Annotated in this window: 29 protein-coding genes; 3 read left to right on the forward strand and 26 right to left on the reverse strand. The window is 34.3% G+C overall.

Translation table 11 applies throughout. From position 1 onward, the window contains the following. Positions 1-12 precede the first annotated feature (12 nt). The 25 genes from terL to P6940_RS01965 all read right to left on the reverse strand — a co-directional run bounded on the left by terL (position 13) and on the right by P6940_RS01965 (position 15,783). The gene (gene terL / locus P6940_RS01845) at positions 13-1,401 is read right to left on the reverse strand and encodes a phage terminase large subunit (RefSeq protein ID WP_277293055.1); all 1,389 of its coding nucleotides are present in this window, start codon (positions 1,399-1,401) and stop codon (positions 13-15) included. Beyond that, a complete protein-coding gene (locus P6940_RS01850; RefSeq protein WP_277293020.1) occupies positions 1,394-1,756 on the reverse strand; it encodes a hypothetical protein in 363 nt (120 codons plus the stop codon). Before P6940_RS01850 ends, terL begins: the two co-directional genes overlap by 8 nt. A 2-nt stretch (positions 1,757-1,758) precedes the next feature. Next, positions 1,759-2,541, reverse strand: coding sequence for a hypothetical protein (locus tag P6940_RS01855; protein ID WP_277293021.1), 783 nt, complete (start codon positions 2,539-2,541; stop codon positions 1,759-1,761). Continuing rightward, positions 2,541-3,179 carry a ParB N-terminal domain-containing protein gene (locus tag P6940_RS01860; RefSeq protein ID WP_277293022.1) on the reverse strand — a complete coding sequence of 213 codons (639 nt, stop codon included), beginning with the start codon at positions 3,177-3,179 and terminating at the stop codon, positions 2,541-2,543. The genes P6940_RS01855 and P6940_RS01860 overlap by 1 nt, the downstream gene beginning before the upstream one ends. Positions 3,180-3,461: 282 nt before the next feature. Beyond that, positions 3,462-3,938 (reverse strand): hypothetical protein, encoded by a 477-nt coding sequence (locus P6940_RS01865; protein WP_277293023.1) that lies wholly within the window; start codon positions 3,936-3,938, stop codon positions 3,462-3,464. After that, positions 3,939-4,265, reverse strand: a complete 327-nt coding sequence (locus P6940_RS01870; RefSeq protein WP_277293024.1) for a hypothetical protein — start codon at positions 4,263-4,265, stop codon at positions 3,939-3,941. 96 nt (positions 4,266-4,361) lie between these two features. Continuing rightward, positions 4,362-4,802 (reverse strand): hypothetical protein, encoded by a 441-nt coding sequence (locus tag P6940_RS01875; protein WP_277293025.1) that lies wholly within the window; start codon positions 4,800-4,802, stop codon positions 4,362-4,364. 39 nt (positions 4,803-4,841) lie between these two features. After that, positions 4,842-5,090: a hypothetical protein gene (locus tag P6940_RS01880; protein ID WP_277293026.1), complete on the reverse strand. Its 249-nt coding sequence runs from the start codon at positions 5,088-5,090 to the stop codon at positions 4,842-4,844. A gap of 1 nt (position 5,091) precedes the next feature. Continuing rightward, positions 5,092-5,568 carry a hypothetical protein gene (locus tag P6940_RS01885; RefSeq protein ID WP_277293027.1) on the reverse strand — a complete coding sequence of 159 codons (477 nt, stop codon included), beginning with the start codon at positions 5,566-5,568 and terminating at the stop codon, positions 5,092-5,094. After that, positions 5,552-5,770: a hypothetical protein gene (locus P6940_RS01890; RefSeq protein WP_277293028.1), complete on the reverse strand. Its 219-nt coding sequence runs from the start codon at positions 5,768-5,770 to the stop codon at positions 5,552-5,554. Before P6940_RS01890 ends, P6940_RS01885 begins: the two co-directional genes overlap by 17 nt. 55 nt (positions 5,771-5,825) lie before the next feature. After that, positions 5,826-6,083, reverse strand: coding sequence for a hypothetical protein (locus P6940_RS01895; protein WP_277293029.1), 258 nt, complete (start codon positions 6,081-6,083; stop codon positions 5,826-5,828). Positions 6,084-6,088: 5 nt separating this feature from the next. After that, the gene (locus P6940_RS01900) at positions 6,089-6,460 is read right to left on the reverse strand and encodes a hypothetical protein (protein ID WP_277293030.1); all 372 of its coding nucleotides are present in this window, start codon (positions 6,458-6,460) and stop codon (positions 6,089-6,091) included. A 160-nt stretch (positions 6,461-6,620) separates the two neighbouring features. Then, on the reverse strand, positions 6,621-7,298 hold the full coding sequence (locus P6940_RS01905) for an ATP-binding protein (RefSeq protein ID WP_277293031.1): 678 nt from the start codon (positions 7,296-7,298) through the stop codon (positions 6,621-6,623). Then, entirely contained in the window at positions 7,246-8,139 is an 894-nt protein-coding gene (locus tag P6940_RS01910; RefSeq protein WP_277293032.1) for a Lin1244/Lin1753 domain-containing protein, read from the reverse strand. Before P6940_RS01910 ends, P6940_RS01905 begins: the two co-directional genes overlap by 53 nt. 2 nt (positions 8,140-8,141) lie before the next feature. Next, complete coding sequence (locus P6940_RS01915) at positions 8,142-8,858, reverse strand: MBL fold metallo-hydrolase (RefSeq protein ID WP_277293033.1); 717 nt, start codon at positions 8,856-8,858, stop codon at positions 8,142-8,144. After that, positions 8,851-9,570, reverse strand: coding sequence for a hypothetical protein (locus tag P6940_RS01920; RefSeq protein ID WP_277293034.1), 720 nt, complete (start codon positions 9,568-9,570; stop codon positions 8,851-8,853). The genes P6940_RS01915 and P6940_RS01920 overlap by 8 nt, the downstream gene beginning before the upstream one ends. Before the next feature lie 11 nt (positions 9,571-9,581). Continuing rightward, entirely contained in the window at positions 9,582-11,483 is a 1,902-nt protein-coding gene (locus P6940_RS01925) for an AAA family ATPase (protein ID WP_277293035.1), read from the reverse strand. 12 nt (positions 11,484-11,495) lie between these two features. Next, a complete protein-coding gene (locus tag P6940_RS01930) occupies positions 11,496-12,782 on the reverse strand; it encodes a PcfJ domain-containing protein (protein ID WP_277293036.1) in 1,287 nt (428 codons plus the stop codon). A gap of 352 nt (positions 12,783-13,134) precedes the next feature. After that, on the reverse strand, positions 13,135-13,431 hold the full coding sequence (locus P6940_RS01935; protein ID WP_277293037.1) for a hypothetical protein: 297 nt from the start codon (positions 13,429-13,431) through the stop codon (positions 13,135-13,137). A 15-nt stretch (positions 13,432-13,446) separates the two neighbouring features. Continuing rightward, positions 13,447-13,989 (reverse strand): choline-binding protein A, encoded by a 543-nt coding sequence (locus P6940_RS01940; RefSeq protein ID WP_277293038.1) that lies wholly within the window; start codon positions 13,987-13,989, stop codon positions 13,447-13,449. A 15-nt stretch (positions 13,990-14,004) separates the two neighbouring features. Next, entirely contained in the window at positions 14,005-14,364 is a 360-nt protein-coding gene (locus P6940_RS01945) for a hypothetical protein (RefSeq protein WP_277293039.1), read from the reverse strand. 55 nt (positions 14,365-14,419) lie between these two features. Further along, positions 14,420-14,638, reverse strand: a complete 219-nt coding sequence (locus tag P6940_RS01950) for a LysM peptidoglycan-binding domain-containing protein (RefSeq protein WP_277293040.1) — start codon at positions 14,636-14,638, stop codon at positions 14,420-14,422. 85 nt (positions 14,639-14,723) lie between these two features. Further along, complete coding sequence (locus tag P6940_RS01955; protein WP_277293041.1) at positions 14,724-15,194, reverse strand: hypothetical protein; 471 nt, start codon at positions 15,192-15,194, stop codon at positions 14,724-14,726. A gap of 33 nt (positions 15,195-15,227) precedes the next feature. Beyond that, a complete protein-coding gene (locus P6940_RS01960) occupies positions 15,228-15,533 on the reverse strand; it encodes a helix-turn-helix domain-containing protein (RefSeq protein ID WP_277293042.1) in 306 nt (101 codons plus the stop codon). A 46-nt stretch (positions 15,534-15,579) separates the two neighbouring features. Next, the gene (locus P6940_RS01965; protein WP_277293043.1) at positions 15,580-15,783 is read right to left on the reverse strand and encodes a helix-turn-helix domain-containing protein; all 204 of its coding nucleotides are present in this window, start codon (positions 15,781-15,783) and stop codon (positions 15,580-15,582) included. Between the two features lie 166 nt (positions 15,784-15,949). Here P6940_RS01965 and P6940_RS01970 point away from each other — a divergent pair, with 166 nt between their 5' ends. Next, the gene (locus tag P6940_RS01970; RefSeq protein ID WP_277293044.1) at positions 15,950-16,597 is read left to right on the forward strand and encodes a helix-turn-helix domain-containing protein; all 648 of its coding nucleotides are present in this window, start codon (positions 15,950-15,952) and stop codon (positions 16,595-16,597) included. Positions 16,598-16,608: 11 nt separating this feature from the next. Continuing rightward, the gene (locus P6940_RS01975; protein ID WP_277293045.1) at positions 16,609-17,382 is read left to right on the forward strand and encodes a hypothetical protein; all 774 of its coding nucleotides are present in this window, start codon (positions 16,609-16,611) and stop codon (positions 17,380-17,382) included. Between the two features lie 111 nt (positions 17,383-17,493). Here the strand turns inward: P6940_RS01975 and P6940_RS01980 are convergent, their stop codons facing one another. Further along, complete coding sequence (locus P6940_RS01980) at positions 17,494-17,709, reverse strand: hypothetical protein (protein WP_277293046.1); 216 nt, start codon at positions 17,707-17,709, stop codon at positions 17,494-17,496. A gap of 102 nt (positions 17,710-17,811) precedes the next feature. Between P6940_RS01980 and P6940_RS01985 the strand changes: the two genes are divergently transcribed. Beyond that, positions 17,812-18,867 (forward strand): tyrosine-type recombinase/integrase, encoded by a 1,056-nt coding sequence (locus P6940_RS01985; protein WP_277293047.1) that lies wholly within the window; start codon positions 17,812-17,814, stop codon positions 18,865-18,867. Positions 18,868-18,997 lie beyond the last annotated feature (130 nt).

Below are 18,997 nucleotides of genomic sequence, written 5' to 3' on the forward strand. Positions count from 1 at the left end.
ATTCTCACCTCATTAATATAAATTAACTCGACCACTACGCAATATCGGAGCATTGATTTTCTCTGCAACTCCCGTCAGTGTGTCCGGGCCGTCATCATTATCATTCTTGCCATCTCGTTGATATCTCAATATTGCTTTTGCAAAATCTTTCCATCTCACTTGCCAATCAGTCGGCATATAGATGTGATCCATGACCCATGTCGCTTGCGACAATATGCGACTTTCTTTATTTTTTGATTGATGAAACGCTACTAACTTTGTGCGATTACTGTTATATTCTTGTTCTAGTATTCTGCGTACACTTCTAACAAACCCACGTCCACCATTGTTGCTTTCAATGTCAGCAATCACAACATTATAATCATAAATTGTTTTTGCCACAAGTGGCTCAGTAACTTCCATTGATTCTTTTGTATAAATAACATCAAGTAAATATGCTTCGTTCTTATATACACCATACGTGATACTGCATAAATAATCCGCACCTTGGTCAGCAGTATCTGTATAGCTTTTAATCATCTCAAATTGTGGTGTTGTATCATACGTTTTAAACCCACTATATAAGCACCCTTTTAAATCAATAGGTATTTGTTGATAGTTAGCACTCGCTATGTCTTCTCCCATAGCTGATACTTTATCTCGATATGATTCCAAGCTTAATATTTCATCACATAACATCGTGCCGTCATCTTGCAAAGCTTTCATTGTTATCACTTTGGCTTGTTCTCCAAAATGCTCTATCGCTCGGCCAGCTAAATCGTCACTAGCCCACCTTGTCATGATTATAATGATTTTACCGCCCTCTTCTAACCGCGATAACATTGTATTAGTAAACCAATCCCAATGCTTAATCTTTACATTCTCGTTATAAGCCTCTTCTGCATTCTTAATGATGTCATCTAATATCAATATGCTAGCTCCAAAACCCGTTGCAGTACCACTCGGAGATGTCGCAAGATAACTATTATATCCACCTTCCAAACTCCACATATCCATACTGCCATCGCCACGTTTTATTCGTGTATTTGGAAATATATCACTGTATACAATTATATCTTTATCTGCTTTAATCATTTGAATATCATTTCTGACGTTTTTAGCAAATGTAGTAGATAATGTCGTATTGTAACTTCCTGTCATTATCTTTTCGTGCGGATGTGTCCCCAGTATCCATTTAACCAACATCTGAGCACTTCGACTTTTTCCATGGCGAGGTGGCATATTCATGATTAATACTTTGGCGGTTTTATCTTCATAGAACCTTTGCAACTCATGACATAAATTAACTAAATAATGTCTATCTTTTTTGTAAAAATCAGCTGCCATAATACTGCAAAAATAAAAAAAATCACGTCTAGCTAATTCCAAACGTGCTTGATATTTTATCGCATCTTTATTCATCACCTATCAACTTCTTAATATCTTCTGTGCTAACTCCATCAAATGGATTATTGACATCTGCTTTTACCTCAACCTCACTATAATCTCGCTGATCTAAATACTGTTTGCCAAGGAATATGGCCATCGTTGCACTTCTTTCTGCTAACTTCCATTGCTTTCTTCGCAAACTGATTTTTCCTACCCCCTTTTTTTGTTTAAAAACTTCGGAAAAACTCGCTTTATATTCTCGCTTACACCATCTTGTTAACGTTTTGTCAGTAACACCAAACCATCCGCATATTTCTGCTTGTGTACACTGCAACCCACATAGATTTTCAAACTGCTTTTTGTCAATTTTTATCAACGGTCTTGCCATCTTTATATTCCTTTGATTGGTATCTTGATGACAGGGTTATAATCCATCTTCTTACTTTCTCTTTTCTGATTTAGATTTTTTGCATTATCTATTTTTACTATTTTTGATCCCCATTTTTTCATCAACATACTCAATTGTTCTTCTTCCCTTAAATAATTTCTATATGTTGCACAGCCTCCAACTTGTTTACTTTGTTTACAATCATAATGATAACTGTTTACACGCAAACACCCTCTATATTTATTCACATGTTGGATAGTTAAATCATAATCTTCTTTTAACGGTAATGATTCATCATATCTTAAATCATTTTTGAGGTGTACAGAAAATGGGGCTCCTATAAATGCCAATGTGCTAAATGGACTATTATGTCTATATGCCATTGGATCTCTTAAACAATTTACGCCCCACAAATAAAAACCAAACTCTTTGCAAACTAATGTATATTTTTCTAAAAACTCAATGAATTCATGTGCCTCTATTTTATGTTTCTTATATGCATTTTTCCCCTCTACATAAAAACGGTATATGCCTTTCATATCATCATCAATAATGCATACAGCCTCATTTTCTTCTAATTCTTTATCTAAAATATAATTCCTAATTCTGCAAACATTCCCCTGAATCCCTTTTGGAACTGATATGATATTATTCTTGAAATTTGGATTTGCTTTTATATACTCATCATATTCATCAACATCAACATACACCCTACACATTGGCAAATAATCCAATGTTTCTACTTTGGGTCTTTTATATGATGGGCAACACACTGATATTTTCATCACTTAACCTCTTTTAAACTATTTACTAACGCTTGTATTGCTCTAGCACCATTCACTACTCGACCAACTCCATACGTTGTCATTTTTTCTTTTTCAATCCCATCTTTGTTAGTCGGTAACATTTTAACCCGTGGCAATTCAAATAAACTTTGTGCATTAATCCAATCAATTTCATTATCAAAATAAAGAACAATATAATTGTGTTCTTCACCCAACACCTCTGTGAACTCTACTTCAGCTTTTTCTTCTACATCCTTTTTAATTTCTTCCTCAACATCATCAATAAACCCAAAATCTGACATATCTATATCAACGATATTGCCTAACTCCATTTCCAATAATTCATCATACCATGTAACAATTTCACCGACCTTGTTATCTGCTAATCTAAACGCCTTAATCTGTTCATCTGTAAGATCATCAGCAATAATGCAGGGAACCTCTTTCATGTTTAATTGTTTAGCAGCAAGTAATCTAGTATGACCACAAATGACAATGTTATTATTATCTACTACAATAGGTACTTTAAAGCCAAACTCTTTAATTGAATTAGCTACATATTCTACTGCTTCTGTATTGTTACGTGGATTGTTATCATAAGGAATTAATGCATCCGTTGAAATTTGTACAACATTCATACTTTTTTCTCCTTTCTATATTTTGCATACAAAAAAAGCACCCCGCTATAGAGATGCTTTTTTGTTCTTTGGTAATTATGCTGTTAAGAGAGATAGTGCACACATGAAGATTGTTTATTGCCTTTCTTCGACATATACATCATATCACTGTCAAGGGGGTGCAATCAATAGCATTTTAGGTGCACTTAGTGTATTTTTTGAACACTTAGTGTAACATTAGGTGCATTTAGGTACACCCCACCCCTCATGAACCCGCTCCAACACTGAATAGTTATAGTCACGTTAGGTGCACCCCCTATTTTTTAAATTTTTTTCATAAAACAATTCTTCAGCTCTTCTAAGTACTCTCTTAATATAATTCGTTGAGTTATTTTGCATACCTAACTCTCTATATACCACTGATATTGCGTATATATCTCTTCTGTTCATATATCTTTCAATGAGTATCGCCCGGTACTTAGGCTCATTGATATTGTATATTTCTCTAATTACAGTAAGCTCACATTCAACAGCTTTTTCTTTTAAATCATCAATTTCATCTTTTAGTTTTGTTAGCTGCTTAAATTGCTGCATGATGTCTAGATCGCTATTTTTAGAAATTCCATCAGAATTGCCACTCGGTAGTTCTGCCGGACCCATCCTTTCAATCAATAAATTTAATTGCTTTTTTAATGCCATTTCTTCAATGTAGTAATCATTAATTCTTGTAATGTACTCTCTTGTTAATCGTCTTTTTTCCTCTTTTGATAACTCTGCCACTTATCGATTAGTCCCTTTCTTATTATATATTTCTCGCTTAATTTTTTTGTTATATTCATGTGCACAAGCAACGCCACACGTCTTTTTATCTTTTCTATTTGTAGAAAATTCGTTACAACAAATAACGCATATTTTCTTGTATTTTTTAATTAATTTTTCCTCTTTTTTCTCATAATTTGTGATTACTTTTCTATCTGTGTGTTTATCGCACATTAGTTGTCCATGTTGTATTTCATATATGCACTGATTACAAATTTTATCAGTACTTCCCGGTGTAAATAATTTACCGCATCTATGACATTTTCTCTGCATATTACGCCCTCTCATAGCAATACTCATATAGTACTAGCCAGTTCAACCTGTGTCGCATATAGTAATCATTCATTATCTTACATGCTCTTTTAATCATTTGTATTCGCATGCTTACTCCTCTTCTGCTATCTTGCAATATTTATACCCAATAACAAACCCATCAGTAGTTGCCGACCATGACGTTGCGCCATTGATATACACAATGAATGGATAGCTTGAATTTTCTTGATATTCTTTAAAATATCTATTAGACCAGTCTTTACCACCATCGGATACTAAGACTTTAGTATCTTTTGGTATCGTTGACCAATCAGTACTATCTAGTTCTTTGGTGATGTCAAATGGTTCTTTGTCCTCAAATGTTAAGTAATCAAATAAATCATCGAACAAATATAGCCATGTGCTTTTTTCTCCCGCCGTCCAATAAATGTCCATTTTTTTTGGCTTACGACAGTAAGAATAAAGACAACTATCCTTATCTCTAGCTATGTATCTATACCCAAACCTATATAAACGTTCCAATAAATTTTTTTCATATTCTTTCTTATTCATTTTCTCATTCTCCTTTTGCTATATCATTGATACTTGCAATCAATCGATAATACCTAATTCTTCGGCGATATTGAGAGGTTGTTTATCTTCAAAGCTTACATCTTCAAACAAGCCATCAGAAAACGATAGGCTTAGTGCTAAATCCCCTTTATTAATCCAGTACAATCCTTTCTTTTTTGGCAATTCTTTATGAATATGCACAGTACCAGTTATGCTCCTTGTGATATATCTATAACCCTTGTTATAGACTAACTCCAAAGTGCTTTTTCGTACGTCTGTTGTATTCATGTTAGTTCTCCTCTGCTAGCTTGCAATACTTGAACCTAATTGTTCTCATACTCGTCCACGACGTCGTCCCATTTACGTAAACTTCAAAGGGATATGTAGAACATTTTCCGTTATATTGTGCAAAGTGTTTCCGTTCCCATTTCTCGCCATCATTAGATACTAAAACTTTAGTATCCTCGGGTACTTGCGACCAATCGATAATGCCTAATTCTTTAGCTATATTGAGCGGTTCTTCGTTCTCGAACGTTATATCTTCGAATACTTTATCAAAAAAATACAATCTTATAACTTTATCGTTACTCAACCAATACCTTGCTCCTTTTATCGGCTTTTCAATGTGAATATATCCAATTCCATCTACGTTACGTACGATGTATCGATATCCTTTATCGTAAATCAGCTTTAAAACTTCATTTCTTAACTCTTCTTTGTTCATTGCAATTTCTCCTTTCTTTGATTTATTAGGCATCATTTCCATCGCCCGCACCTAATTCATGTGCTATATAAAGTGGTTCTGCGTCATTAAATGTTACATCTTCAAATGATTCGTCATAAAAAAAAGAAGCCCCCTCTAATTCCCTCTTTGCATAACCAGCAAGCCTCTCCCTTTGTCGGTTTTTTTGTAAAGATGTGCATATAGCCGTTTTTATCCCGTGCAAGGTATTGATATCCGCATGCATAAAACATCTGTAAAATCTGTTTTTTACGCTCTTTCTTGTCCATTTCTCGCTCCTCCTAATCAATAGTGCCTAAAGCTTTAGCAATATTAAATGGTTCTTCATCTTCAAATTCAATATAATTGTATAAGTCATTAAACAAGAACAAAGAAAACGACCGCTGTTCCGGTTGACTGCCCATCGTCCAGTACATACTGCCTTTTACAGGTTTATACCAGTAGGCGTATAGCGAAAAATCTGAATCTCGTACTATATATCTGTAACCTGCTTTATATAAACGTTTTAACAATTCTTCACTTAATTTTTTCTTATCCATTATTATCACCCTTTCAATCTTCCATTACTTTGATGTTTTAACACATGAACAATTACATATGACCGTGTGTCTTTGTAAAATTCATCATATAAATGTCCAATGTACGCTTGCTTATCATCTTTAATAACTCCAGCTTGTTTAAATCCATCTAGAATAAACTTTTTAGCAAACGCTATATTGTCATGATCATGTTTTGTCGCTACGTGCCATTCAAACAGCATATCCGCTTTTTCAGTAACTTTATTACAATGTTTTGCCAACATTTTAGTGATATTTGTATACTTTTGTTTCTGACTATTCGCACTATATCGATTATTTCTTTCAACATTGATATACTCGTTTAACGTTGGATATTGACAATCTAATGTAATGCTCATTATTTCATCAGTCATATTTTTATGACCCTTTCTTTTTCTTATACATGCTTAAAAAACTAAAAATTTCATAGCTATTTGCTTGGTTTTTGTATTTCTTAATAAAATATACATCACATTATTTTTACCGCCCTTATAGCTTAAATTTAAGCGTTTTACATTTTTATCGATGTGACGGACCTAAAAATACGGCTTCTTCATAATCACTTCCTCTCAATCTGTCAATCACTCGTTCGCTATAATGCTTTTTCGTTTGATCTTCATTGTAGTTTGTTGTCAATATAACGGCTTTCATTTCGTGGCAGCGGTCAATAATAACGCTTTCTACTTTATTGTTAACCCAATCCGATTTTAAATATTCAGCTCCGAAGTCATCTAACAATAATAACGGTATACTTCTAAGCTTTTGCTCATATTGTAGAAAAGCTACTCTATCGCCTTTCGACAATGTCAACATAGTATCTAACAAGCTTGGCATAGAAATCATCATGCAGCCTTTTCTTAATGCAATTACTTTTTTCAGAACGCTAACAGCTATAGATGTTTTACCCGTGCCAGCTGGGCCTCTTAAAATGAGACCCTTGCCGGTACTAATATTCTTTTCTAAATTGTCAGTATACTGTTTAACAACTGCATATGCTCCCGCATTTTCTTTCGGGAACTTACCATGTTTACGTAACCATTCAAAACTCATGTCATAGTATCGCTTAGGTATTCCTACCGCTGAATAATTAGCATTTGTATTCAATTTCATAACAACAGGTTCATCATACGTTGGATAAAAGAATTCATTGTTTGCCGTGCACTCTTTCATATTCGGCTTGCCAGTCAACTTGTTCATCTTTCTGATTCTGTCTATTTCTGCTGTTACGTTTAGCTGTTCCAAGATCTGTTTGCACTTCCTTTCGCATATTATCTTTTGCCACCGTTTCAACATACTTAATACTATTTCCATGATTGTCAGAAGAAGTATCAATCGCTATAAGAGCACGCTTAATTCCGTACTCTTCTACCAACTCATCTAATCGTTCTTTGATAATTGGTGAAATCGTCCCTATCTTATTCATGTACGCTTTGTAAATTTTTAAATTTTCTGCCTCTCTTTCTTCTTCTTCTTCTATATTTTTCTTTTCTTTTCTTTTCTTTTGTTCATTTCGTTGAACATCCGTTGGGTTTTGTTGAACGGTCGTTCCATTTCGTTCCTTTTTTCGTCTTGCTTCACCACTTTTAATGCCTGCCAGCCTACATTGTTCCTGCTTTTTTTCAAATTTACTTTTTCGGTCTCCTTGCCTACGAATTAAACTCGGCGACCAAAAATGTTCATCATCACATTCTAATAATTCAAAATCATAAATTAATGAGTTTACAAAGAAAAACGATTTATTCTTACAAAAAAAGCTTTGTTCATTTTCGTTGAACGGTCGTTCATTTTCGTTGAACGGTCGTTCATTTTCGTTAAACATCTGTTCGTTTTCGCATTCTATTTCCAGCTCTTTATCTAATGCAATAAACGTATATTTTTTAAAAGGTAATTTATAATCTTCAGAAGTAGCTAATTTTTCAATCAATAGCCACCACCACGCATATGAAATAGTGCCATACCTAGATACCATCGCCACTATTTTTGGATCGCTGCTAGCATTAACATCATGGCTAAAATAATATGGTTGATCCTTTGCCATTATTACTCCTTTTCTTTATGTACAATTACTAACTTACCGGTTGCCATCTGTACCGCTTGTTTAAACTCTTTCTCATTCGAATTTTCATTTGATAAATGGATCAAATGAATTGATTTGCATACAGTTAGATCCATAGATTGTAGAAATTTAATTACATTCTCTAACGCAAAATGCGATTGAATTAACCGTTCCATTCTATGTTTAAGCAATACACCCTCTGCCACTTTTTTGTTTAGTATTTTATAAGAATGGTTACACTCAACCAAAATGTGATGTACACCTTTAAATGTGTATTTACAATAATATGTATCGGTAATATATAGGAGCTTTTCCTCACCGTCTGTTATTAAATATCCAACATTGGGTACATCATGTTCTAATTCAAATGGTAGTACCGTAAATACTCCTATTTTTATTGATTGTTTCGGTATTATTTCAATCCATGTGCGTTCATCAAGTACATGTAACGCTTGTGCCGTGTCTCGTAACATGTATATCTTATGTCCCAACTTCAACATATCAACCACCGCTTTTGAATGGTCTCCATGTTGATGTGTTACTACAGCCCCTAACAAATTAATAAAATTGTACCTACAAGCCCGTTGTACATCTTTAAATGGTAAACCTACATCTAACAACAATTCATCACCATTCACGCTTGATTTAATTCGATAGCAGTTACCTTTCGAACTGCTACCGAACGCTTCAATATTAATCATTACTAAACATCTTTTCTGTGTTTAGAATTTCACCAGTTTCACTATCAATAAATGTAGGTTCATCTTCAATAGGTACATCAATTACTTCACTATTAGCATTATGCTCAATAGTAGTAGTTACATCATCAATGACATCGCTTACTTTGCCTTCTACATCAATAATTTCATCAGTAGTTTGTAATCCCATTGAAATCTCGGGTGCAGTCGTTCTGATCAACCACGCTGCTGCACGATATCTCAACATTTGGTCAGGCATTGTTTTCCATTTGGATCCTTTCTTTTCGTACCAGCCCTCTTGTTTTGCAAGAGCAATGGTTACTTCGGGACCTGCTATAATCTCATCACTGCCTTTTTCTTTTGTGTAAGCAATAATACCTTGACTATCAGTGCCTTTTGTTCCTGTAGGTCTATATTTAATTGCTTCAAATCGCCCACATTGATTAAACGTTGCAATTAAGAATTTTGATGACCACCCCGGGTTTCCATGCACAACATATAAATTCTGCATTACCATTAATGGACTTGCTTCCATTCTCTGTGCCATCTCTAATGCAATAATTGTATTACCTAAATTCTGTTCTCCTTGAAACTGCGGAGGAACAAGCGTTGAAAGTGTAAACATCTTCGCTTGCCGTTGTAATAATTCAAAACCTTCTGCTGATTGAAAACCTGGTAAATTATTATTGTTTCTTGTTGCCACTTCGTTTGCCATTTGTATTCCTCCTACGCTATTTTTAATGTTTTACAAGTTACATCAACGATAAGCTCTATCGTTTGACTATTCACATCAATAAATTCAGTTACTGCTTCTGCATTATCAATAAATACCGGTGCAGTTACTTTATAATAATTTGTTAATGCATTAATAATATCTAACCCTACATTGATACGTGCTGCATTATTCATGCTCCGGTACGGCACATCTTTATATGTAGTTTCGCAACACTCATCAATGTTGCCATTCACTAATACATTGAACATCTTAAATCGTGCATATTTAAAATGCTTATTAATCGACTGCTCTAACATATCGACCTTTGCTTTTATAAACTCGTCCATCAGGAACATAGCTTCATCTAGCTCATTCTTATCATTTGCGAGTTGTTCTTGCTTGCGTTCAAGCTCTGCAATTCGTTTGTCGATATCATCAACTAACTTATATTTATTCAACTCACTTTCGAATGCATTTCGTTTTTCTTTTAATGAATTAATTTCAGCACTTTTTCTCTCAATTTCTTCTTCATTATCTTCATTACTTGACGATTCAAGTAAGAATAATTCACCTTGTAAATTAGCATATTCATCATCACTATTTACATCAGGCTCTTGTAACGCTTCAAACCTTTCTTTACTTGCTTTACATGCATTCTCTTTATCTGTTAATTGATTTGCTAAACTATCAATTTTAACAGTGAGTAATTCTTGTTCTTCACTGTATGTTTTTTTGCTCTCAATAGCTCGATTTATCAAGCTTTGCAACTTATCGAGGTTATCAGCTTTTTGTTTATTAAATTGTTGTTCTAATGCTTCACGTTGATCACTCGGATATGTCTGTCCGCACGTCGGACAAATTATGCCATCAAATTGTTTAGTGTTTAACTCATTAAATTCATCTTGTAGAGCCTTACTGTGTTCGTCTTCACGTTTGATATTTTGTTCAATATCATAACTTTGACTTATAAGCTTTTGCCGTTCCTCTTGTAACGACTTCACCTCTTTCAACAACAACTCATATTCACTCTGTAAGCGTTTTTTATCCATACGATACATGGATAGTACTTCATTTTTTCTTGCCTCGCTTTTTTGTTGTAAATCTTTAATTTTTAACTGGTTCTCTACTGCACTTAGTCCATTACTCAATAACGCTTTCTCTTCTTCTAACTTTTTGATGTCGTTATTAAGTGTACTGATATTTTCTTTTAATACTTCTTTATTAGTTGTTATTTCCGGCTTGTTTTCGATTGCTTCATCAATCCGAACTGGTATCATATCCAGTTCTTTATTGATAGCTGCTTTTTTAGCTGCAACTATTTTTTTATGCTCTTCAACGGTACGGCCATTAAGAATTGATGCTAACTTTCTCAGTTCTCCATGACAACGAATAACGCTTTCATCATCTACATTTCCGCACATTTCAAGTAATAATTTCCGTCTGTTTTGCCAACTGTACTGTTCGTTAAAATAGAGCGGATTTGTAATCAACTTGAATACATCTTCATCAATGATATTATTGATGTAAGCTTTATATTCCTTTTCTTTTACCGGCACTTCATCAATGAAATAATCTGTAGTATGTCCCGTAAGTTTGACCTCTCTCCCTCTCGGACTACTATATTTCTCGCGATATACACGTCTTAATGTGAAAGATGTACCATCATCATTGATAAATTCTCCCTCTACTTCATGATTAACTTTATGCAATGGAGTGCCGTTTTCTATCGTCTTTATTTCAAAATCAGCTCTATCTAAACTATCTTTGCCAAACAATAACCAGCACATGCTATCAAATACTGTTGTCTTTCCTGTGGCATTATCGCCCCGGATAACAACATTATCTCCATTAAATTCAAAAGTATTTTTTTTGATCCCTTTGAAATTTCTTATGTTTAATTTTTTCAGTTTCATAATGTACCTCTCTTAACTAGCTTGGGCTGTAACATCAATGGTAGTAGGTGCAATTTTTAACTGTTCCGCCCACTTCAAGACAGTGGCATTAATGCACTCATCTTTTGCTACACGTTTATTCGCGAATAATTTAGCTTGTACTAATTTTGAAAATGTACCATCACATCTTTCTAACTCTAAACATGCAATAGGTTTCATGTTTTCATTGGTTACAACAACAATAGCTGTATACCCCCTTAATACTCTATCTTTATATGAACCAACACAATTTTTTAATTGCTTGCCTACCGTCATTAAATCTGCAGCGGTTTTTGGCACTATAAAATGCATACCGTTGACATCTTTATTTAATGCTGGGATAGCTGGCAAATTCACATCTCCATATTCTTGCTTGTTATAAACTTCAACAAGCAAGTCATGAAATTCTTTTAACTTGCACTTTTTATCCCATACTGATTTACGATATTCTTTATTCAACTTTTCATACATGATTGAAATATCTCTGATTTCATGCCTATCATTTGACAATAAATAATTTAAAATAGTACTTTCGCCATGTCGCTTGATTAATCGTACCCACATATCACGAATGAGCTGGTTTTCAACTCGCATTGCTTCGCAAATGCTCTGTGTTGTTATTCTGTAATACCCTGTTTCCTTTGTATTGTGTGATAATAGCCTACGTCTAACATTCTCATCATTAAACAAATTTAAAATGTTAGCTGTAGTAACTACCATCACATCTGTTGCCATTGCTTTACGCAATGCCCTTGAATTAGGAGCATGAAAATGTTTAATTAAAGCGTCGATAAACCCGACGCCTTTTCTTGTAGCATAAAAAACCACATCATCAATATCACCACATATTGGCATCCGCCTATATTCTCCCGTCCACCATTTCGTACTTCTATATATTTCTGAAATAGGTGGCATGTCTGGCGCCCCCATTTTAAATGCCATGTTCACTAACATAGTATTGTAATATCCACCATACTCGCCAATTTTAGGCCTTATGTATACTTTTTTTACAGAAAAACCATATGTTTCTTTTAGCCTACGTTCAAACGCAAGCCGTAAAGTTTTGAATACATTGTTTAATTCTGTTTTTCTGCTTCCACACACTGCATATGAAGTGCTTAAATATTTAAGCACAGGCAATACACTATTCGTATTGCTGGAATATGACGGTGTTATTTTGTGGTACACCTTGTTTCTATCGATTAAAAATGCACTCTTTTTTTTGAAATCAAAGCGAAGTTTTTCTATATAAGATTTTTCTTCGCTTCTAGTTCCGTTCAAAGATAGTTGAACTCCTCTGTAACGGACTATTAAGTCCAAGAAATTTTTAAAATTAATCACTTGTATCTCCATTGAGATAGGATATACCTCATCTGCATTGTGTGAGACGTGTATCCTGTCTTTAAGCGGATTAGACCGCTTGCCACACTTAGGGCAAATATAATATTTGGATTCCGTGGAAAACCCGGTATAATATTTGAATTTTCGCTTCCACGCTCCACCAAACGTATGCCCACAATCAAAATGGTATATAGTTGTGTAATCGCAAGTATCCGTTTCTAAAATGATAGAATCGAACATTTTGCGAACACTTGTCCACGCTAACCATTCTCCAGCCATAATTACCTCCTACTTACTCACCACCGAATAAGCTTAATGCGTCATTTTCTTCTGTAGCCTCTGCTGGCTTTCCTTCAGGTGCTTTTTTCTTTTCTTCCGCCTCTTTTTGTTTCCGCTTGTTATCCTCTTTATTAACAAGCTTTATTGCTTGTATAATTGCCGACGTTACAGCGATATTGGTTTGGCAAAAAGCGATTGCTTTTTGATATTCTCCTGCATTATCAGGATCTAATTCGATTGCCTTTTGTAACACCTCGATTTGAGGTGTTACTTCGTCTAATACTCTTTTATACTGTGTATATTTTGCCATTATCTCCTACTCCTTTTATGCAGCCATCAACGCTTTTAATTCATTTACAATATCATCAGTCAATTGACTTGATGATGGTTTTTCTATGCCATGCGTTCTAAAGATTTTCAACGCACTTGTCGCACGTTGCCCATCTTTACCCATCCACGTTAAGAGCTCAACCCAAAATGCCTTAGGGTCAAACGGAATAACGTCAATTTCTTCGACATGTGCATCCACTTTTTCTTGTTGTTTTTCTTCTGTAAAATCAACTACAGGAATTTCCTCAGCTGTAGGAGTTTCATTGGCTACTGGTACAGCCTTAACCTCTTCAACTGGTTTTTTTTCTTCTTTTTTCTTTGTTTTTTCTTCTTTCTTTGCTTTTGTTGGTTTATCTTTAACATCTGTTGCTTGTGCTGCTTTCTTGAATGTATCTTTGAGTTTGCTTTCCGCTAATTCAAGACTACTACCTGACATACATTGACATTGGCATTGATGATTTAATCGTTCATTCCATTCTGCCACTTGCGTTGCTAATTCATCTAATGTATTGAATTTTATTGTTAAGATATTTTCCATGATGTTTTTCTCCTTTTAAAAACTAAATACTAGCTCATTTTTACTAGCAATACCTTCAATATTTTTAATTATGCCTAAGCTTCTCAATTCATTTAAGACAATGCGAGCTCTTGAAATAATTATCTTCGATTGTTTCAATTCATACTCTTTGAAATAAATAGCTCCATTCACATTCTTTTCAGTAATCGGCAAAATATGAATTTCCCTGTTTTCTTTATCTATACCAACTTTAAGACCTAAAGGCTTACCGATAGCTTTGTATGCATCAAGGCTTAGACCACATGCAGAACCCCACATGTTAAATCGTATTTTAGGCGGGAATCGTCCCGACCTAGTGAAGAAATTAAAATCTATATTTTTATCAGGAATTGGCATAAGAACCCCCTTATGTGCTAAAATAAAACTGGTTATTTTTTTATTTGCCTATTAACTAATGTCGTGGTTGGTTAATAGGCTTTTTTAATATCAGAACATCACCGGGATGTATATCCCGCATATGTTCATTGATATTGTTGTCAAATTTAATATCATATATTTCTCGGCGAACATCTTTTTGTTCACCGACATTTTTATATGCAATACTCCATAATGTATCTCCTGGTTGTACTACATATTCATATGTAGCAGTAGCTTGCTCTGTCGGTATCATTTGATATACCCCTATAGATATGCTACCTACTACAGCACATATCATAGCTACTCTATCCCACCGTAAAACTCTGTACCACGGAGCTTTACGCATGGTTATTGTTCTCTGTGCGTATCTCATGTTTTCTCCTTTCTAGAGATACATTTACCACGATACATGTACCTGTTAACTCTTTTATTTTGGCTTGTATGAAATTTATTTCTTCATCTGTACTTGGCTCTCCGCACGCAGTTTGTATCAACTCGTGCATTATTTCATTAATACCATTTAGTTGTTGTTGGAATTTTAATACCGCCATTTCAAGAGTTACCAACTCTATCTCAGGTAAATACAACTTCCCAATCGGACAACAGCTTGATAATTGAGCTACTGCTAATCTATGCAGCCCGTATTCTCTTACCGCTTGTGCCACTACATCACAAGGCGGTTGCTGTTTCCCGCTTATGTAATTATTTAAGCTTCGGATACTTACATTTAGATCCTCTGCTATTCTTGTTTGATTCTTATCTACGCAACGGAGTGCCGAATCAAATTCACTCCGTGCAATCTTTTTCATAGCACCACCACCTTTCTATGTGCTATTTTGTAGTTAAGGTAAGTTTTCTATTAAATCACCTACCTCGACAGTTATTACATTTTGTACTTTTAAGAATTTAGCTTTTAAACGTCTGTTTTCTTCTTGCAAACGTTTAAACTCTCTCTTTAAAGCGTTATATTGTAATGGTGAATATTCTTCATCACCGTCTATAAATGCTTGTACAGTACTAACGCTGTACAGCATAGGTTTTACTCCCTTAATGGGTTGTAAAACTCCACGATTTTTGTAATTCATCAGAGTGCTTTTTGAGCAATGAAGAATATCCATTACTTCCTCTGATGTATATGTCATTTTCATATTTCACGCCCTTTCATTTATAATCTACTTTATGTAGATTTTTTGATTAAAAAAATATATCTTGCATGTTTAGTTTTGGATTAGTTCTTCTCAGAACTTTATATACTTTGATCATCTCTGCTGGAGTAAACTTTCGTATTCCATTTTCTTTATGGTTATAATTTTTAATAGATAACCCTAGTTTTACTGCAAACTCTGTTTGAGTTAGTCCTGCTTGCATTCGCAACTTAGCAAGTCTTTTTAATTTCATTGAATCCCCCCTTCCTTGTGTTCTACTTTTTGTAGATTTATCTTATGTGTTCATTATAGACTACATTTCGTAGAATATCAAGTACTGATTCTACAAATTGTAGTTTTATTTTTTGTTCTACATTATGGTAAATTAACTATATAGGAATAACCATTTGGAGGTATTCATGAGCACATTCGGATCAAGATTAAAAGCTCTGCGTCAATCAAAAGGATTAACTGGCGTTGAGTTGGGTGAAATATTAAATGTTTCAAATAAAACAATATCAACATGGGAGAATAATACTCGTGAGCCTAACCAAGAAATGACTGCTACTATTGCAGAATATTTCAACGTAACAACAGATTACTTGCTCGGTAGGAATTCTACTACTAACGAATTAAAAGCTGAAATAAACTATGCTATACCACTTAGCAGGGGTGTTCGCGTTCCTGTATTAGGCTCTATCGTTGCTGGCATTCCCAATACGGCTGTTACTGAATATGATGAATGGATAGAAATTTCACATTCGATGGCCATGCGTGGAGAATATTTCGCCTTACGTATTAAAGGAGACTCAATGGAGCCTACCCTGTTTGATAGTGATATTGTTGTGATTAGACAACAACCTGATGTTGAAGATGGAGAAATCGCTGCCGTTTCTATTGCAAATAACGAGGCGACCATCAAACGCATATACCACCGTTCAGATGGTATAGATATTGTTGGTGATAATGTAAGGGCATTTCCTAGAATGTTCTATAGCAATCACGATATAGCAACTTTACCAATTATGATTATCGGTAAAGCGGTAGAAGTTCGAAGGGATTTGTAGGAGGCAGAAATATGGGTACATTTATTGGTGTATTAATCGGTTTAGGGATAATCGGATTTATCCTAATGTTTATTATTGGCATGATTTCACCGAAGAAGGTATTGCCAAAATCTATTCAAAATCCAACACGTGGCAAAGTTCTTGGTTACTCTGTTGGTGGCTTTATTTTAATGATTGTTTTATTAATCGTTATTAACCCTGGCAAGATGGATTCAGATTCTGCAAACAATTCTAATACTGCAGTTACTGTAACAGCTGAACAAAAAGAACAAGCTAAAAATGACGCATTAGCAATTTTACAAGCTACGCCACAAAATATTGATGAAGTTGAAAAAGTTACATGGTATAAATCATGGGGTACTGACAAATATCCTCCTATGAGCAACGTATACTGGACAGCTAAAGTTGATGGCGATAAAAAAGTTAGTGAGTATTTAAAATTTGTACACTTTGATAGCAATATCGATTGGGTTTTCTGGGATAAACTTATCTTCTCCACAGATCAAGGCAAATGGGAATTAAAACTTAATACTTTTGCTGGACAAAGCGGCGATGGCAAAAACACTCAAATCGTAATGGGTGGTAAATATGAAACGTTGGATATTCCGTACGATAAAGCCTATGATGGTATTAAATTATTGTTAGAAGGTACAAACCCTATTATTCGCTACCAAGGTGAAAAATATAAATATGACTACCACGTTCCAGCAGAAACATTACAAGAACTACAACGCTCTATGCAACTGCACCAAGATTTAAAAATAATTAAAAATTCTTTACAATAAAAATAATCCCCCTCGATTGAGGGGGAATAATTTTACAAGAAATTAAGAACATATGTTTTGCAATTCAACTATTGGAATATTTCCAATACATAGAGCTTTCACCAATAATGCTTATATATATTCAGTAATTGGCGTGTCTTGTGAAACTTCTTCATACATTCTATCAAACACATCAGGCTTACAAGGATATTGCTCACCTCGTATACCTGTAATAATCCAATCCCCAATGCTAGCATGCATTGGACCTTCTAAAGTTTGAACGGTCATCTCCTTATCTGTTTGGTACGCCTCTATTACAATTGGCTTTTTTATAAATTTCTTTTTCATTGATCCCCCTATAAAAAACAACCTAACATTACTTTCAGTATATCATATTAGGATTTTTATGGATTCGACATATAAAATAATATTTAATTAAAAGGAGTAACCATGGCAAGCTATTCAATATCAACACGACAAAAAGATAAAAACTGGCAAGTTATTGTGAGCTATAAAGATAGGTATGGCAGATGGCGACAAAAAAGCAAACAAGGTTTTTTGACTAAACGAATTGCCAAGGATTATGGAGATATTATTGTTAAAGAAATAAAAGAAAATTTGTTACTAACAAACAATGAAGAATTAGCAAATATGACGTTCATTGAATTTACTCGCTTATATTTTGACGACATGAAAGACAAATTACGCACTAATACATTGTTAAGCTATCAAAACGCAATAAAACATCTATACCCCATCCATGACATTAAAATCGCAGACATAACCCCTTCTGTCGTTCATTCTCTAATACAAGAAATGCCTTTGCAAACTCAATCAAAACATTATCCCTTGCGGTGTCTTAAAACTGTCTTGTCTCACGCTATATCTCACTACAACTTATTGCCACGCAACCCTGTTACAAACTCTATCCCGTACAAACCTAAGACAACTAGAAAACGCATAGTAACTGTAGAAGAAATAGAGATGTATTTTAATAATTCAGACTCATTGTCACAATACCACGTAGCTATTAAAATTTTGTATTATACTGGCATTCGTGTTGGTGAGCTGCTAGGTTTAACATGGAATGATGTAGACTTGGATAGTATGACAATATCTATCAATAAACAATGGGTAAGACTCGGAGCTAGCAATAATCATGGATTCGGTCAACTAAAAACAAAGAATAGCAAACGTATATTGCCTATCCCTTTGATATTAGTCAAATCACTAAGCGACTATAAATACAACTCTACAAACGACAGGATTATACCTGTCAATTATTCATCGTTGTTATACAAATATATAAGTCAACACATCAATAACCACAGCCCTCACGATTTTAGGCATACATACGCAACAAAACTTTTATCTAACGGTGTAGATATTAAAACTGTTGCATCGCTGCTGGGGGATACAGTGGATACTGTGATAAAAACTTACATCCACTATTCTGATGAAATGAGAGAAAATGCTCGTACAGAAATACAACGAATTTTTGAGTAAATTTTATATTTTTTGACGTTTTTCTGCCGAATAAAAAAAGAACCGCATAACAATGCGGTTCTTTTTCATTTTGATTATACATACATATTATACGACATAATAATAAATATAATCAACAATCATCTAAAAT

The sequence above is a fragment of the Veillonella montpellierensis genome (genome assembly GCF_947090115.1).
GTDB classification, from domain to species: Bacteria; Bacillota; Negativicutes; order Veillonellales; family Veillonellaceae; genus Veillonella; species Veillonella montpellierensis.